General features: G+C 61.8%; 17 protein-coding genes. 11 read left to right on the top strand and 6 right to left on the bottom strand.

The features are described from left to right. Position 1: 1 nt before the first annotated feature. Positions 2–958, bottom strand: a complete 957-nt coding sequence (locus tag E2F43_RS02135) for a LysR family transcriptional regulator (protein WP_133209223.1) — start codon at positions 956–958, stop codon at positions 2–4. A gap of 161 nt (positions 959–1119) precedes the next feature. Here E2F43_RS02135 and E2F43_RS02130 point away from each other — a divergent pair, with 161 nt between their 5' ends. Beyond that, complete coding sequence (locus E2F43_RS02130) at positions 1120–2889, top strand: acyl-CoA dehydrogenase (RefSeq protein ID WP_133209222.1); 1770 nt, start codon at positions 1120–1122, stop codon at positions 2887–2889. A gap of 2 nt (positions 2890–2891) precedes the next feature. After that, positions 2892–3371: a ribonuclease E activity regulator RraA gene (gene rraA, locus E2F43_RS02125; protein WP_133209221.1), complete on the top strand. Its 480-nt coding sequence runs from the start codon at positions 2892–2894 to the stop codon at positions 3369–3371. Here rraA and nadC read toward each other — a convergent pair. After that, entirely contained in the window at positions 3366–4214 is an 849-nt protein-coding gene (gene nadC / locus E2F43_RS02120; protein ID WP_133209220.1) for a carboxylating nicotinate-nucleotide diphosphorylase, read from the bottom strand. The genes rraA and nadC overlap by 6 nt on opposite strands. Before the next feature lie 104 nt (positions 4215–4318). Between nadC and ampD the strand changes: the two genes are divergently transcribed. The 4 genes from ampD (at position 4319) to E2F43_RS02100 (ending at position 8798) form a co-directional block, all read left to right on the top strand. Continuing rightward, the gene (gene ampD, locus E2F43_RS02115; RefSeq protein ID WP_133209219.1) at positions 4319–4906 is read left to right on the top strand and encodes a 1,6-anhydro-N-acetylmuramyl-L-alanine amidase AmpD; all 588 of its coding nucleotides are present in this window, start codon (positions 4319–4321) and stop codon (positions 4904–4906) included. Continuing rightward, positions 4903–5742, top strand: coding sequence for a regulatory signaling modulator protein AmpE (gene ampE, locus E2F43_RS02110; RefSeq protein WP_133209218.1), 840 nt, complete (start codon positions 4903–4905; stop codon positions 5740–5742). The genes ampD and ampE overlap by 4 nt, the downstream gene beginning before the upstream one ends. 79 nt (positions 5743–5821) lie before the next feature. Then, entirely contained in the window at positions 5822–7381 is a 1560-nt protein-coding gene (locus tag E2F43_RS02105; RefSeq protein ID WP_133209217.1) for a sigma 54-interacting transcriptional regulator, read from the top strand. A gap of 4 nt (positions 7382–7385) precedes the next feature. After that, positions 7386–8798, top strand: coding sequence for a serine/threonine protein kinase (locus E2F43_RS02100; RefSeq protein WP_133209216.1), 1413 nt, complete (start codon positions 7386–7388; stop codon positions 8796–8798). Here E2F43_RS02100 and E2F43_RS02095 read toward each other — a convergent pair. The 4 genes from E2F43_RS02095 to E2F43_RS02080 form a co-directional block, all read right to left on the bottom strand. Further along, entirely contained in the window at positions 8795–9463 is a 669-nt protein-coding gene (locus E2F43_RS02095; protein ID WP_133209215.1) for a lysoplasmalogenase family protein, read from the bottom strand. The two genes, E2F43_RS02100 and E2F43_RS02095, sit on opposite strands and share 4 nt — an antisense overlap. Further along, positions 9453–10328 (bottom strand): ketopantoate reductase family protein, encoded by an 876-nt coding sequence (locus E2F43_RS02090; RefSeq protein WP_275259592.1) that lies wholly within the window; start codon positions 10326–10328, stop codon positions 9453–9455. Before E2F43_RS02090 ends, E2F43_RS02095 begins: the two co-directional genes overlap by 11 nt. Positions 10329–10469: 141 nt before the next feature. Further along, positions 10470–11366 (bottom strand): choline/ethanolamine kinase family protein, encoded by an 897-nt coding sequence (locus E2F43_RS02085; protein ID WP_165954154.1) that lies wholly within the window; start codon positions 11364–11366, stop codon positions 10470–10472. Continuing rightward, complete coding sequence (locus tag E2F43_RS02080; RefSeq protein ID WP_133211034.1) at positions 11350–11604, bottom strand: YkoF family thiamine/hydroxymethylpyrimidine-binding protein; 255 nt, start codon at positions 11602–11604, stop codon at positions 11350–11352. The genes E2F43_RS02085 and E2F43_RS02080 overlap by 17 nt, the downstream gene beginning before the upstream one ends. 146 nt (positions 11605–11750) lie before the next feature. Here E2F43_RS02080 and E2F43_RS02075 point away from each other — a divergent pair, with 146 nt between their 5' ends. The 5 genes from E2F43_RS02075 to gspC all read left to right on the top strand — a co-directional run bounded on the left by E2F43_RS02075 (position 11751) and on the right by gspC (position 15630). Continuing rightward, entirely contained in the window at positions 11751–12893 is a 1143-nt protein-coding gene (locus tag E2F43_RS02075; RefSeq protein ID WP_133209212.1) for a GGDEF domain-containing protein, read from the top strand. Between the two features lie 9 nt (positions 12894–12902). Further along, positions 12903–13538: a carbonate dehydratase gene (can, locus tag E2F43_RS02070; RefSeq protein WP_133209211.1), complete on the top strand. Its 636-nt coding sequence runs from the start codon at positions 12903–12905 to the stop codon at positions 13536–13538. Between the two features lie 29 nt (positions 13539–13567). Next, positions 13568–14278, top strand: a complete 711-nt coding sequence (trmH, locus tag E2F43_RS02065) for a tRNA (guanosine(18)-2'-O)-methyltransferase TrmH (RefSeq protein WP_133209210.1) — start codon at positions 13568–13570, stop codon at positions 14276–14278. Continuing rightward, positions 14271–14453 carry a hypothetical protein gene (locus E2F43_RS02060; protein ID WP_133209209.1) on the top strand — a complete coding sequence of 61 codons (183 nt, stop codon included), beginning with the start codon at positions 14271–14273 and terminating at the stop codon, positions 14451–14453. The genes trmH and E2F43_RS02060 overlap by 8 nt, the downstream gene beginning before the upstream one ends. Before the next feature lie 142 nt (positions 14454–14595). Next, on the top strand, positions 14596–15630 hold the full coding sequence (gspC, locus tag E2F43_RS02055) for a type II secretion system protein GspC (RefSeq protein WP_238946703.1): 1035 nt from the start codon (positions 14596–14598) through the stop codon (positions 15628–15630). Positions 15631–15636 lie beyond the last annotated feature (6 nt).

Raw genomic sequence — 15636 nt, 5'->3', positions numbered from 1 at the left:
CTCAAAGTGTGGGCTCCTGCCCGTCCAGTTCCCTGGCGGTATCGGCGATCAGCTTGCGCAGCCAGCGGTTGGCCGGGTTGTGCTGGAGCAGCGGGCTCCAGGCCATTTTCAGCTCCAGGGGGGGGATTTCCAGCGGTGGTTCGCGCAACACGACCCGAGGATTGTCCCGCTTCAGCAGGGCGGCCCGGGTGGGCAGGGTGACAATCAGGTCATTCTGTTCCGCCAGGGTCATGGCGGCCTGGTAGTGGCGGGTGAACACCCGAATCTGGCGCTTTTTCCCCAGTTTGTTGAGGGCCACATCCACCCAGCCCAGGCGCTGCACATCGTCCGGGTTGACCCCCACTCCCACGCCCATGCCGGTCTTGCTCACCCAGACATGGTCGCCGGCGAGGTAGGTTTCCAGGGTAAAATTCTCCAGCATGGGGTTTTCGGCATTGAGAATGCAGGAAAACGTATCGTCCCACAGGTGAATCTGGTGGAAGGACTGGGGCATGGAGTCGAAACGGTTGATGACCATGTCCACCTTGCCCCGTTCCACGTCCAGGAAGCTGACGTCGGAGGGGGTCATGATGTCCAGGGTGATGCCGGGTGCAAGGCTGCGCAGCTTGGCCATCACCGCGGGAAACAGGGTCGCTTCGGCATAGTCGCTGGCCATGATTCGGAACACCCGTTGCGCCTTGTCCGGCTCGAACTGAGTGCGTGGCTGCACAGCCCGGTCAATCGTCGTCAGTACCTCCCGCACCACCGGTTCCAGTTCCAGGGCGCGTTCCGTCGGGGTCATGCCATCGCTGGTCCGCACCAGCAGCGGATCGTCGAACAACTCCCGCAGGCGCCTGAGCCCGTTGCTCATGGCGGGCTGGCTGAGGTTCAGCTGGTTGGCTGCCTGGGTGACGTTGCGCTCCCTCAGCAGCGCGTCGAGATAAACCAGCAGATTGAGGTCGACTCGGTTGACGTTCACGGGGCCCCCATATTCACATTGTGAATGGTGAAAATACTGACGATAGTTTTTGGGAATTATACGCCTGAGGATAAAATTGCCAACGTTTTTGGGACAATCGTTTCTTTGGGTCCCGTCCTATACTACTTTCCGCACTGCCACAGATTTAACCAGGAGAATCCATGGGTACTTATCGCGCACCAGTTGAAGACATGAACTTTCTGATCGATGAGTTGCTGGACGTCGGGTCTGTCCTGGGCTCTATCCCGGATTTCGCCGACTTTGGTATCGGTCCGGAACTGACCACTGCCCTGGTAGACGAGGCCGCCAAGTTGGCCGGGGATGAGCTGGCCCCGCTGCGCCGGGTGGGGGACGAACATCCCGCGGTCTGTGCCGACGGTGCGGTGACCACATCACCCGGCTACGACGCTGCCCTGCAGCAACTGGGTGCCGGAGGCTGGGTGGGCATCTCCTCCGACCCCAATTACGGCGGCCAGGGCCTGCCGGAGATTTACAACACCGTGGGCCATGAAATGTGGAATGCCGCCAATATGGCCCTGGGCCTGGCACCCCTGCTCAGCAGCGGTGCCGCCCTGGCCATCCACGCCCACGGCACGGAAGAGCAGAAGCAGACCTACCTGGAGAAAATGCACACCGGCGAGTGGATGGGTACCATGAACCTGACCGAGTCGGGCGCCGGTTCTGACCTGGGGGTCATGAAGGCCAAGGCGGTGCCCGAGGGCGATCACTATCGCATCAGTGGGCAGAAAATCTTTATTACCTGGGGTGATCACCAGGCCACCGAGAACATCATTCACCTGGTGCTGGCCAAATTGCCCGATGCCCCCGCCGGCAGCCGCGGCATCTCCCTGTTCATCGTTCCCAAGTTCCTGGTCAATGAGGATGGCAGTCTCGGCGAGCGCAATGACGTGTACCCCGTCTCCTGCGAGCACAAGCTGGGTATTCACGGCAGCCCCACCTGCGTGATGGCGTTTGGCGATAACGAAGGCGCTATCGGCTACCTGCTGGGCGAGGAAAACCGCGGTCTGGCCTGCATGTTCACCATGATGAACGAGGCCCGCCACAAGGTGGGCGTGCAGGCGCTGGGTGCCGCTGAGGGTTCGCTGCAGAAGGCGATTGCCTATGCCCGGGACCGGGTGCAGGGCGGGGTGCCGATTATTGAGCATGCCGACGTCAAGCGCATGCTGTTAAACATGAAATCCCTCTGTGAGGCCATGCGCGCCCTGGCCTACACGGAATCGGTGACAATGGACCTGGCCCACCGCGGCCCGCAAGACCAGCGCGCCGGCCAGCAGGCCCGTATCGACCTGATGATCCCCGTGATCAAGGGTTGGCTGTCGGAGGTGGCCCAGGAGGTGACCTCGCTGGGTGTCCAGGTGCACGGCGGTATGGGCTATGTGGAGGAGACCGGCGCCGCCCAGTATTTGCGCGACGTGCGTATTACCCCCATTTACGAGGGCACCAATGGCATCCAGGCGGCGGACCTGGTGTCTCGCAAGCTGGGCCGCGACGGCGGTGCAACCATGGAAGCGGTGCTGGAGGAACTTCGGGGGACGGTAGCGCAGTTGCGCGCTGCCGACGATGAGCGCCTGCATGGGATCGCCGAGGCCCTGGATGCAGCCCTGGCGGATCAGGAGCGTGCCACCCAGGTCGTGTTGCAGGCCCTGGCCAGCGACACCGGTACCGCTATGGGCGCCTCCTTCGAGTACATGATGCAGACCGGCTACCTGTTTGGCGGCTGGCACCTGGGCCGTTCTGCGCTGGTGGCGCTGGAGCGACTGCGCGGAGGTAGCGACAACCCCTTTTACGAGGCCAAAATCGGCACCGCGCTGTACTATGCGGAGCAGATACTGCCGCGCTGCGCCGCTCATGCCGGTGCGGTGGCGACGGCGGGCGGCAGCCTGCAGTCGTTCCCCCAGGAGTGGATCTGATTATGACCCGCATCAGCACCCCGGACCTCACTGACGATAATCCCCGGGCGCGAGCGCTGGAGTTGCAGTTCAACAACTACGGGGCGGTCAAGCAGTTCGGTGGCCCCGCAGTCACCATCAAGTGCCACGAGGACAATTCACTGGTGAAAGCCTGTGTTGGCGAACCGGGCGAAGGTCGGGTGATTGTGGTCGACGGCGGTGGTTCCCTGCGCCGGGCACTGCTGGGCGATATGCTGGCGGAAAAGGCGGCGGCCAACGGCTGGGCCGGGCTGGTGATAAACGGGGTGATTCGCGATGTTGACGAGATCGGCCAGACCCGGTTGGGGGTCCAGGCACTGGGAACCACGCCGCTGAAAACCGAGAAACTGGGCATGGGACAGCGCGATGTCCCGGTGTCCATGGGAGGCGTGACCATTGCGCCCGGCGAGTTTATCTACGCCGACAACAACGGTGTTATCGTCAGCGAGACAGCCTTGCTATAAAAGGCGCAAGGACAGATCCAGGGCCTTGCAATCCTTGGTCAGGGCGCCGATGGAGATGTAATCCACCCCGGTTTCGGCAATCGGCCTCAGGGTCTGGTCGGTGACATTGCCCGATGCCTCGAGCTCTGCGCGGCCGGCGCTGTCTGCCACCGCGCTGCGCATGTCCTCAAGGGAAAAATTGTCCAGCATGATGCGGTCGGCGCCGGCTGCCAGAGCCTGCTGCAACTCGTCAAGACTTTCCACTTCAACTTCCACTGGCTTGCCGGGGGCGCTCTGGCGGGCTGTCTGCACCGCCTGCGCAATGCCGCCGCAGGCTTTGATGTGGTTTTCCTTGATCAGAAAGGCGTCGTAGAGCCCCACCCGGTGATTGTGGCAGCCGCCACAGTGCACGGCATACTTCTGGGCAATCCGCAGTCCGGGGATGGTTTTTCGGGTGTCCAGTAACTTCACGCCGGTATCGGCTACCAGGGACGCATAGCGTTGACAGCGGGTGGCGGTGCCGGACAGCAACTGGAGAAAATTGAGGGCGGATCGCTCGCCGGTGAGTAAACCCCGTGCCGGGCCCGCGAACGTGAACAGGATATCGTCCGCCGCGATTGCCTCGCCATCCGTTTTCAACCACTGCAGCGTGATCGCCGGGTCCACCATGGCAAACACCGCATCCACCCACTGTGAGCCGCACAGTATCCCGGGTTCACGGGTAATCACCCGCCCCTGGGCAACGGCATCGGCGGGAATCAGCTGCGCGGTGATGTCACCGTCACCGACATCCTCCGTCAGTGCGGCGCGTACATTGTCGCGAATTTGCTCCGGGGTGGGTACTACTGGATTGCTGCTGGCCATTGCTGCTGTCGGTTGATCTCAGGGGCGCTGATTGTAGCAGGGCTGTTACCGGCTCCGACAGCCCCGGCATTGAGGGGGCTGGTAGACTCACCTATGATGTGCCTATGGGGAACGATAATGAATATTACCGGGTTGAGGATGGCTGGTTGCTGGCGGCTCGCCGGGTACCGACGGACAACTGCGAGCTGCGCCCCGCCGGCTGTTCACCGGACCTGCTGGTTATTCACAATATCTCGCTGCCGCCGGGGCAATTTGCTGGCGATTGCATTGAGCGCTTTTTTACCAATTGCCTGGACTGGGAAGCACATCCCTTTTTCGACGAGATTCGGGGCCTGCGGGTTTCCGCTCATTTGTTGATCAGGCGGGACGGCGAACTGGTGCAGTTTGTCCGTTTTGATGATCGGGCCTGGCATGCGGGTGTGTCCGAATTTGCCGGACGCGATAACTGCAACGATTTCAGCATTGGTATTGAACTGGAGGGAACGGATCAGTTGCCTTACACCGATGCCCAATATACAGCGCTGGCTGCGGTAACCGGCGCGCTGTTTCGCGCCTATCCGGGTATGGGGCCTGAGCGTATTGCCGGCCACTGTGAGATCGCCCCGGGACGCAAGACCGACCCTGGCCCCGCCTTCGACTGGCAGCGTTACCGACGGGCGATACCCGCCATCGGCAAGGAGTACGCCTCATGACTTTTCTCGCTTTGATTATCGCTATCGTTCTCGAGCGACTGACGCCACTGGAAGACTGGCTGCTGCACGATGGCTGGTACCGGCGTTGGCAGGGGCAGTTGGCCGCCCTCGGCCTTGACGGGACCTGGCAGGTACTTATCGCTGTGCTGCTGCCGGTGATTGCCGCTTCGCTGGTGCTCGACGTGCTGAGGCCCCTGTTGTTCGGGCTGGCCTGGATCGGCGCCGCGGTTATCATCCTGCTCTACAGTCTTGGCCGCAGCAACCTGGGCGCACAACAGGAGCGCTATCGCAGCCAGTGTCGACGGGGTGACTTCGAAGCGGCCTGGCTGGCTGCTTCTTCTGAATACGACTGGTTTTATGCCGACGAGCAACTGGATTCGCAAAGCATGCACCAACGGGCGCAGCAGGGCTTTCTGTACGAGGCCTACCAGCGCTGGTTCGCCGTGCTGTTTTATTTTCTGGTCCTCGGGCCGGCAGGTGCCCTGGCCTATCGCCTGATACACCTCAGTGGTGATGGCAATGCCCATCGCCAGCAACTGCTGTTCTATGTTGACTGGGTGCCCGTGCGCCTGTTGGCCGCCGCTTTTACCCTCACCGGCAATTTCGTCGCCAGCGCTGACGAATTATGGGATGCCCTGCGCGAGCCGCGCATGCCGTCGACGGATGTGCTCTACAGCGTGGCACTCGCCGCAACGGGCGAAGATCGGGTACCGCCGGAAGAGGGAGGGTTGAGTGGCCAGCGGGCCGCAGCCCAGAACGAAACGTTTGTCGCGCTGGTTCGTCGTGCCAGCATTTGCTGGGTGGCGCTCATTGCGGCACTGGTGGTGCTGGTGTAGCTGCCAGGGCAAAATTTCCGGTAGCTGCTAAGCTGAACAAAAAACCACCGGAACGGCGGCTTCTGTCGCCGGTAGCCACATGTCGCCAGACAGCAGCGAGAGCACCTTACCGACCCTGAGCGACGTCGTCGCCACATCCGCCAGCACACCCGAGTTGCGCTGCACCATTGTCTTTCATCCCCGGATTGAGCGGATCGGCCAGAGTGCCGTGCTGGACTGTGCGGCCGGTGAGTGTGTGCTGGGTCGTCACAGTCCCCTTTTTTCAGCCGGCGACGATGCCGGGGCGGCTCCCCTGGACAACGGGTATATCAGCCGTCGGGCCCTGCAGGTTCGGTCTGCAGGCGATGGCGTGCGGCTGATCCGGCCGCAACAAGCCAGTCGCTGCCGGGCAGCGGGAAGGGAGGTGCAGGGCGAGGTCGTTCTCGATAATGCGGCACTGGAGGCGGGTGTGCCGCTTCTGTTGTCCCATTCCGTGGTACTGATGCTCAGGCGAACCGTTGCTGCTCCAGTCGACGAAACGGCTGCCGGCGCCGGACTGCTGGGGTCAAGCCCGGTGATGCGGCAGCTGCGGGCACAGATCCAGCGAGCGGCGCAAAGTGACCTGGATGTGCTTGTTCGCGGTGAAACCGGTGCCGGCAAGGAACTGGTTGCCCAGGCGATTCACGCCGGTAGCGGCCGTGCGGGTCGCCCTCTTGTCAGCGTGAACATGGCGGCGATACCTGCCTCCCTGGCGGCAGCGGACCTGTTTGGCAACACCCGCGGTGCATTCACCGGCGCGGACAGGGCCCGCCCCGGTTATTTCCAGCAGGCTGAAGGAGGGACATTATTCCTGGATGAAGTGGGTGACACACCGGAGGAGGTGCAGCCGCTGCTGCTGAGGGCGCTGCAACAACGCGAGATCCAGGTAGTGGGCGGCGCTACCCGAAAAATTGATGTCAGGGTCATTTCGGCAACGGATGCACCATTGGACGGAGAGGACTGCAGCTTCAAGTCAGCGCTGCGTTACCGCCTCGGGACCCTGGAAATCGATGTCCCTGCCCTGCGCGAGCACCTGGAGGACATGGGCCAACTCCTGCTTGACGCGCTGCTGCGGATGGCTGCCAGGGAGGGACGTCAACACTGGATCGAAGCATCCATGCGCGAGGAGCGTGGTCTGGCGCGCTGGGCCCGGCTGTTTTATGACTTCTGCTGCTACGACTGGCCCGGTAATGTACGCCAACTGGAGAATTTTGCCGCCCAGGTGGTGCTCGCAAGTGCCAGCGATCCAGTCATTCCCGAGACGTTGCTGGCCCAGGTGCGGGCCGCTTCCCGGGAAGGCGAAGCGGATGCGCTTCCGACACACCCGGAACGCCGGTGGCGTCCTTTGAGTGAGGTCAGTGAGGCAGAGTTTGAGGTGGCCATGCGCGACGCCCGCTATGAGGTCGCGGCGGTCGCAGACGCGCTGGGGGTTAGCAGGCAATCGCTGTACCGGCGTATCGGCAATTCGGAAAAATTCCGCAGTGCCTCCGATGTGCCGCTGGGTGAACTCCGCTCCACTCTGGACGCCTGTGGCAATGATGTGCGCCAGGCGGCAATGAGCCTGCAGGTTTCAGAATCCGGCCTGCGACAGCGCCTGCGGGCCATTCGGGCCAGCGCCTGAGCCTATGCCAGCGCTCGAGAACCGGGTTGGGCCCTACCGCATTGTCCGCCTGATCAAGGGAGGCGGTCAGGGCAGGGTTTATCTCGGCTACGACAGCCGCTTGCACCGCCAGGTGGCGATCAAGATTCACGATCTGCCCGCAAGTCGCGCCAGCAGACGTCTGGCGCTTGCCGAGGCGCGTCGGGCGTCGCGTATTAACTGCCCGCAGGTGGTGCAGATTTTCGACATCATCGAGTCGTCCGGTCACCTGGCGATGGTGATGGAATACGTTCCCGGATGCGACCTCGAACAATTGTTGCAGCACCGTGTCCTGAGCGTGGCCAGTGTGCTGACGGTTGGCCTTGACCTTGCCGCCGCGCTGGCGATAGCGAGGCAGCAGAAAGTGGTGCACGGCGACCTCAAGGCGGCGAACGTGCTGATCACCCGCCAGGGCCGGGCAAAACTTACCGACTTTGGTATTGCCAGGGAAATAACCGCGGAGGGTTTACCGCATCGAGGCAGTGAAAGTGCCCTGGCGCCAGAGCATCTGACCGGGGCGGGCCTTGACCTGCGGTCGGACCTGTTTGCGCTGGGTTGCCTGCTCTACCGCATGCTCTACGCGGAGCACCCGTTCATCCGCCAGGGACGGTTGGACAGCCGGCGGCTGTTAGCGGGTCCGGGTCCTGTGTTGCAAAACCATACCGCGACCGGAGAGCGTTTGCCGGAGGGGCTCTCTTCCCTGGTGGAGCAACTGCTGCAGCGCAATCCGGGCGACAGGCCGGCGAACACGCATCCGGTACGCGGGCAATTGCGCCAGTTTCGACAGCAATTGCCCATTGCGGAAGTAGAGTGCTTGCAACGGGAGGCAGAGTCGGCGTTCCGTCCCGAGTCGCCGGAAGACCTGCCGCTGAATATTCCCGCCGGATTGCGCGACGGCGGACGCTCCCGCATAAAGCGCAGTGTTGGCGGCCGCACGCTGCGACAATTGCGAGGCCTGCGCCCCTCCACCCGGTTCACGCTGGCGGCGACACTGGCGGTCGTGATAGGGGTTCCCATTGCGCTGGCGATGCAGGACAACCCAACCAGAATTCATTTCGATCCCCCCGGTTTAGCACTTGCCGACAACAGTGTTCTGCCCCCGGAGATTGATGAGTTATGGCTGATGGAAGAAGTCTACCGCGCCGCTGAGGCCGTTATCGGCCCCTTGCATGCCAGTGGGTCGGTGCGCCCGCGGGCCTACTATGCGACACTCGCCGAGGCAGCCCCGGAGATCGTGCTCAAAACCAGCCTGCGCTGCGATGAAGTCTTGTGTCTGTTTACGGTCTCCCGCGGTGTCGGTGAGTCGTTTGCCTATCGGCAGGTTGTCATCTCGCCGCAAATGCCGGTGCCGGTCTGGCGCGATTTGATCACCAGCAATACCCGCTCCCTGCTGGACTAGAGCCCAGCGGTGGACTGCCATGCCACGCTGGCGGCCAGCAGCATTTGTGCGCCGAAGTACAGCGGTGTGCCCCAGAGTCCATTGATCCTGGCGGGGCTGACAAACTGGCGCCTGGCTACAGCCAGGTCTGAGAATGCGAAGCCCCAGGCCCCGGAGAGTATCAGCAGGACGCCTGGCTGGCCCCAGGTGCCGCCGGCGAATACCAGCATGGCGACGATAACCAGGATATAGACGGGTACTGCCGCGGTCATCGGCCAGTGTAGATAGGGCTTTAGCCAGCGCAGGGTTAGCACCATCAGTATCAGGCCCGGAACCGCTGCCAGCGCCAATCCGGACGCAGACACGGGTAGCTGGATGAACGCCGCCGTGTACAGGAGGTGACCGCACAGAAACGCGATCAGCCCGCCGAGGAAGGTGCTTTCCGCTTCAAACATCAGTAACAGGTCCCCCAGGGCACACAGCAGCAGGCCAGCCAGCAGCCACTGTCCGTAGCTGCTCTGCGTGGCCCCGAGCAGCAGCGCCAGCCAGATAAATGACAGGGCGGCCAGTGGTTTGAAGATAAATCTTCCCGCCCGGAAGTGGTGCCAGTCGCTGGCGACCAGGCCGCTGACCGACAACGTCCAGAGCAGACATGCGGGCGCGACCTCCATGGGATTAAAGGTCAAGCTCGGTCACCTGCTGCAACAGTTGGCGATGCAGTGGTGCATCGATGTTCAGCCTCTCGGCGGTGCTCAGCAGATAGCCGGTGATGAAGTTGATTTCTGTGGTGCGACCGGCGATGACGTCCTGCAGCATGGATGAGCGGTTGGCCGCGGTGCCGGCTATCACGCCTGCCACATCACGATGGATGGTCGCTGCGGTGTCCCCGAAGCCGGCGGCGGCGCTGACGATGCTGATCTCATCGCAAAGCTGCTCAACCAGAACTTTTAACACCTCGTTGCGGGCCAGCTCTCCGTTGCGGCAACGGTACAGGGCGGTTAGCGGATTGATGGCGCAGTTGATTGCCAGCTTGTGCCATTGCGCCCGGTTGATAGCATTTTCCCACTGGACGTCGAGGAAACTCGCGGTCCAGTCCTGCAGCCAGTCCGGGGCCGGGAGGCCCGCCGGGCTGCCGATCAGGCTTCTGCCTCGCCCTGCGTGGCGGATATGCAACGGTGCGATGCGATACGCACCCTCAGTGCTGAGGCAGCAATAGATCGGGTGATCCGGCAACTCCCTGTCGAACCAGTCAAGATAGCCCATGCCGTTGGCAGCCAGTAGGATGGGTGCACCTGGTTTCAGTCGATGCGCAATGCCGGCCACCGCGTCGGTGATGTCGTTGGCCTTGGTGCAGACCAGCAGTTGTTCTATCCGGGAAGTTCCGTTCTGGTCATCGAGCGTTACCGGACAGGTCCTGTTGCCCTCAACGGATTCCACGGTGATTTCCCCCCGGGTTGCGGGCAGTGGTGGGCGGAGCAACAGGCTGACCCTGCCGCCGGCGCTGCCGATCGCCGTGGCGAACAGACAGCCCATGGACCCGGCTCCGAGCACATGCCAGTGGCGGCTCAACGGCTGGCGCCTTTGGCGGACGCCCTGGACGGGTCACGGGCGTCTGTACTGGAGTCTGCTGTCATTACCGATTGCATATTCTGGTCAGTATTGCCGGGGCACTATGCCATTATTCGCAGCGCTTCAGGAAGAGTCGCCTGCAACGCCCTGGTCCAGCAGTGCCTCCACAGGTGCCTGTCGCTGGGCGATCACCCGCTCGGCGTCCTCGGGTTCAGCCTGCACCAGGTGCCAGAGTAATTCCAGGTAGCGGTAAATCACCCTGTGAAAGGCCAGTTGCTGCCAGTCCGCGGCCTCTGTCCGGCGCGACAGATAGGCAGCCAGGAACAGATCGAATTCCTCACTGGAAAAACCCTGGCCATCACCGGCAACAGCGAGATCGAACCAGGGGTTGCCCATGGCGCAATACTCCCAATCCAGCGCGTACAGCCGGCCTGCGCTGCGCAACAGGTTGGCGGGCAGCAAGTCGTTGTGGCAGAGCACCGGGTTGAGGGCCCGGCAACGGCAGAGAGTGCGGTCGATGTTGTCCCGCAGGTCTTTAGCCGGTAAGGGTTTTCCCGCGCGGGTAACCAGTGTGCAGTAGCGCTGTATCCGTGCATTCAGGTCGAGGCGATGATGGCGAGGTGGCAGGTTGTGAACCTGCTGACACAAGGTGGCGAGTTCATTCGGCGTAACCCGTTGCGATTTGTCCGGGGGCAGGTACTGACAGACCAGTACGCCCAACTCGGGATTAAAGTAGCAGGGCGATGGCGCAATGTCGGCTGCTGCGGCGGACTCCAGCGCCCGGTATTCGCCCTGCCGGCTCAGGCCGTGCTGCCGGGGACTGATCCCGTCTACGCGTACCACGAACTGTTGCCGGGCTGCACTGACCAGGAAGTTGTGATTACTCAGCCCGCCCTGCAGCCTGCGCTGAACATGAGGTGCACCGGGAAGGGACGGCGTACAGCGCCACTGGCGCCATTGGGCCAGGGCTTGTTCAAGCCGTGCCTGGGCCACATGGCCTTCGTCAACCGGCGATTTCAAGTTCGCCCGGAATAAACTTGCAGACCAGAACCTGTTTGCCAAAGCGTTCGTGGCTGGCCCTGAGGCAGCTGTTCACCAACTGCATCACCGGGTCCCAGTCGCCGCACACCTGGGTGCTCATCGCGTTGCTTACCAGGGTGATTTCCTGCTGTGCGGCGGCCGCCTCGATGAATGACTTGATCACGGGAATGTAGTCTTCCTGCAATGGATAGAGGCTCATTTCGGCAGTCAGTTTCACGGTATACATCTCCAGGCCGGTGGTTTTTTTGGCTGCTGCCCGGTGCAGCGAGCAGCGTTGCAAGCGCATTATAGGAAGCATACACTGGTCAGCCAATAATAATTAACCCGACCACCACCAGTGCCGGGACTCGACGTGGAAACAATATGGCGGAAGACAACAGCTTTGGCGGAGTCCAGCGCGAAGAAATCGAGGGGGCACCTCCGGTTGCTTCCAGGGCGGAATTGCGCGAGCGCCGCCTGGTAGAAACCATCCAGCTGAATCGTTATCTCTATTTGCAGGCACAGCAACTCGAACACATGTTGCTGGATGCCAGCGACCTGCAAAGCCTGCTGGAAGTTCTGCTGGTGAGTATGCCGAGGCATTTTTCCTTCCGGGTTGCGGAGCTATGGCTTCACGATCCCGAAGACATACTGGCAGGACTGGTTGTCGGTGGGGAACGTTACGGCCCCTACCTGCAGCTGCTGCAGGATGCCTTCGACATGCAGGAACTTTACGGGCTGGAGCCGGATATCGAGCTGATCGATGCCACTGATTCGCGCATGTTCGAGGTGCTGAAATCGGAACACGGAATCGATTATGCGCTACTTCTGCCGCTGATGGATTCGGGGCGGTTGATCGGCAGCCTGCATTTGGGGCTGCAGGAAGACAGCCTGGTGCTGGATGAGGCGGAAGCCGATATGCTCGCCCACCTGGCGAGTATTGTCTCCCGCTGTTTCACCCGTGCGGTAACGCATCAGCAGATTTCTCAGCTGACCATGCTCGACCCCCTGACCCAGATCAGCAACCTGCGAGGTTTTGAACGGGATATTGCCCGGGAGATCGCCCGGGCGCGGCGGGCTAATCAGCCGGTCACCGTGCTGACCATGGAGATCGACGAGTACGACGAGCTTCATGAGCACTATGGTGAGGTGCGTGGCCACTTCGTGCTGAAGAAGGTTGCCGAACGTATATCATCTGACCTGCGCGCCACCGACATGATGGCCCGCCTGTCCCGTTCGCGGATGGCGGTGCTGATCCCCGGCAGTGGCGAAAGCCTGGGCGAGGAGATTGCAGAACGGATGCGCAGGGATATAGAGGACTTTGCCATTGATGATGGCCGTGGTGCCGTGCTGCAGGTTACCATTAGTGTCGGTATGGTCACCTGGGAGCCGCAACAGTACCCGGCGGTAGATATGAGCCAGTTGGCCAAACAAATGGAAACTGTCGGCCTGAAAGCCCTGGAGGATGCTCGCGCCAAAGGGGGCAACCGCACCGCGCTTTCCAGGCTGACGACACTGCTTGTTTAAGGAAGCGCTGTGCCGGATACGCTGGATAAACTGTTTCATAATAACCGCTCCTGGGCGGACACCGTCAAAACCGATGATCCGGGCTTCTTTGAAAAGCTCGCCGGCCAGCAATCTCCGGAATACCTGTGGATAGGCTGTTCCGACAGTCGCGTGCCAGCCAACCAGGTGGTTGGTCTGATGCCCGGGGAAGTGTTCGTTCACCGCAATGTGGCCAACCTGGTCGTGCACTCCGATTTTAATTGCCTCTCGGTACTGCAGTACGCAGTGGAGGTGCTGCAGGTCAAGTATGTGATGGTCGTAGGCCACTACGGCTGTGGCGGAGTGCAGGCCGCCTATGAGAACGGCGACAATGGGCTGGTGGACAACTGGCTGCGGCACGTAAAAGACGTCATTCATCGTCACCGGGCGGAACTGGATGCGATTGCCGATCAAGAGGCGCGGGTTGCCCGCCTGTGTGAACTGAATGTCCAGGCCCAGGTGGCCAACGTGTGTTCCACCACCATTGTCCAGAATGCCTGGTCCCGCAACCAGAGACTGTCGGTCCATGGTTGGATCTACGGGCTGCGCGATGGCCTGCTCAAGGATCTTGGCTGCACTGTCAGTGGCGCCGACCAGATCGCCGCCGCCTACCGGGTCGAGAGCTGACCCAGGGCGCTCCGTCGGTTGACCGGCCCATGACACCTGAACGTATCGCCAGGCTGCGGGCCGTGCTGGACAAACGCCAGCCAGACCTTACCGTGCTTACCGATTTTGTGCACAAGCAGCGCAACCTCTCTGCCATTGTTCGCAACTGCGATGCCGTGGGTATCCAGACCCTCCACGCGGTGATCGGTGATGAGGACTATAAGGCTTTTCGCGGTACCGCGATGGGCTCCCATAGCTGGGTTGACGTCAAGCGTCACCGGGAGCCGCTGGCCGTCCTGGATGTCCTGAAATCCAGCGGCTACCAGATCCTGGCCGCTCATCTCGACGAACATACGGTCGATTACCGGGCGGTGGACTACACCCGGCCCAGCGCGATTCTGCTGGGGGCTGAACGTCGAGGAGTCAGTGACGTGGCGCTGACCCGCGTGGATCACTGTATTGCCATTCCCATGGTCGGTATGGTCGAGTCATTCAATGTTGCGGTGGCGGCGGGCATTATACTTGCCGAGGCCCAGCGCCAGCGCGCTGCTGCCGACATGTATCATCGCCCGAGGCTGGACCCGGATACCTGGAGCCGGCTGTTTTTTGAGTGGGGGCATCCGAGAGTACGCGATTACTGCCGCGAACGCGGGCTAGCCTACCCCCCGCTCAACGAGGAGGGCGAGATTGATAACCCTTCGGGCTGGTATGCCCGCGTGAGAGCCGGGGCCGCACCCCTGGAGGACCAAGGCCATGACTAACCTGTTTCTGTTGCTGCTGGCGATTTTTGCCGGTATTGCCCTGTTATCTGTTATCCTGCAGCGCTTCGCCAGCCCCATGGAACCGGAACGTGTGCAGCGTATCAGCCGCTGGATATATCCGCTGGTGGGTCTCGCACTGGTGTTGGCAACGGCCCGCTATTTTTTTCAGGGATAGCGCGACAAGCGGTCGAAAACAGACGTTTTTCGTGCGCGGGCAATCGTTATTTGCTGCGGTTTTAACTTTTACCTCCGCCCCCTATAATCGGGATATCCGAGTTCCCCGGCCAGGTTGCCGGCAACCAACAAGCGAGTAGACCTTGCCAGCTCAGTGGCTCAGCCAGTCCAGTGATTTCCCCTCGCGAATCGGCGCTTCGCTGGAATCTGCCGCGCACGCGCTGGCTGAACCGGCGAGGGCGAGGCGATTGCGCCAGCTGGTTATCGCCGCGCTGCTGTTCTGGCTACTGGTGTCGGTGGCCAGTCTGTTCTGGTCCCTTTACCCGACAGAGCCGGTTGGCGTGCCGGCAGATCTCGAAATAGTGAATCCCGTTACCCGTGCGCCCAACGCTGCCGGTTCCGCCCCGGTGGATATCGCGCGCTTGCAGGAGCTTCACCTGTTCGGTGAGATCGGCGCCGATGAGCCCGTTGCCGCGGTCGTCGAGGCGGTGGAGACTGTGGACGCCAGTCGTGACGGTATTGAAGAAGGCGCCCGGGAGACCCGCCTGCAGCTGCTGCTGCGCGGCGTGGTGGCGTCCACGGAGGACGGTCTGGGTATCGCGATCATTGAACACCGGAAAAAACAGGCGGTCTATGCAGTAGGGGATGAACTACCGGAGGGCAGCAAGGTCGTGCTGGCCAAGGTCATGCCGCGGCAGGTGGTACTGGACAATAATGGCACCTATGAACTGTTGAGCCTGTTTGAAGAGAACGAACTGGACGCCCAGCTCACAGCGGCCGCTCCTTCCCCTCGCATTGCCCAGCCTGTCAATCACGGTGCCCCAGCGCTGGTGGACAAGCGCAATGATGCCACGGCGACCGAGCTCGCCCAATCCTATCGCGACCGGCTTTACCAGAATCCCCAGTCACTGGCGGAAGTGGTTTCGGTGAATGCGGTCCGCAGGGATGGTCAGTTGCTCGGCTACCGTGTCTCACCCGGCAAGGACAAACAGCAGTTCGCCCAGCTGGGCTTCAAGGCCGGAGACCTGGTGACCAGCGTCAATGGCATCGACCTTAATGACCCGGCCAATACCATGCGCCTGTACCAGACCATGCGCACTGCCAGCGAGGCGGTATTCGATTTGCAGCGGGGCGATGAGCTGGTATCGATCAGTGTCAGCCTGGACCAGGGTGAGTAACTACAA

Source organism: Seongchinamella unica, from assembly GCF_004354085.1.
Taxonomy (GTDB): Bacteria; Pseudomonadota; Gammaproteobacteria; order Pseudomonadales; family Halieaceae; genus Halioglobus; species Halioglobus unicus.
This window is presented reverse-complemented; position numbering and strand designations above follow the sequence as displayed.

Coding starts and splice junctions, on each gene's coding strand:
- nadC (WP_133209220.1), bottom strand. CDS start 4,214: ATGGCCAGCAGCAATCCAGTAGTACCCACCCCGGAGCAAATTCGCGAC.
- E2F43_RS02130 (WP_133209222.1), top strand. CDS start 1,120: ATGGGTACTTATCGCGCACCAGTTGAAGACATGAACTTTCTGATCGAT.
- E2F43_RS02075 (WP_133209212.1), top strand. CDS start 11,751: ATGGCGGAAGACAACAGCTTTGGCGGAGTCCAGCGCGAAGAAATCGAG.
- rraA (WP_133209221.1), top strand. CDS start 2,892: ATGACCCGCATCAGCACCCCGGACCTCACTGACGATAATCCCCGGGCG.
- E2F43_RS02100 (WP_133209216.1), top strand. CDS start 7,386: ATGCCAGCGCTCGAGAACCGGGTTGGGCCCTACCGCATTGTCCGCCTG.
- E2F43_RS02105 (WP_133209217.1), top strand. CDS start 5,822: ATGTCGCCAGACAGCAGCGAGAGCACCTTACCGACCCTGAGCGACGTC.
- E2F43_RS02060 (WP_133209209.1), top strand. CDS start 14,271: ATGACTAACCTGTTTCTGTTGCTGCTGGCGATTTTTGCCGGTATTGCC.
- ampE (WP_133209218.1), top strand. CDS start 4,903: ATGACTTTTCTCGCTTTGATTATCGCTATCGTTCTCGAGCGACTGACG.
- ampD (WP_133209219.1), top strand. CDS start 4,319: ATGGGGAACGATAATGAATATTACCGGGTTGAGGATGGCTGGTTGCTG.
- trmH (WP_133209210.1), top strand. CDS start 13,568: ATGACACCTGAACGTATCGCCAGGCTGCGGGCCGTGCTGGACAAACGC.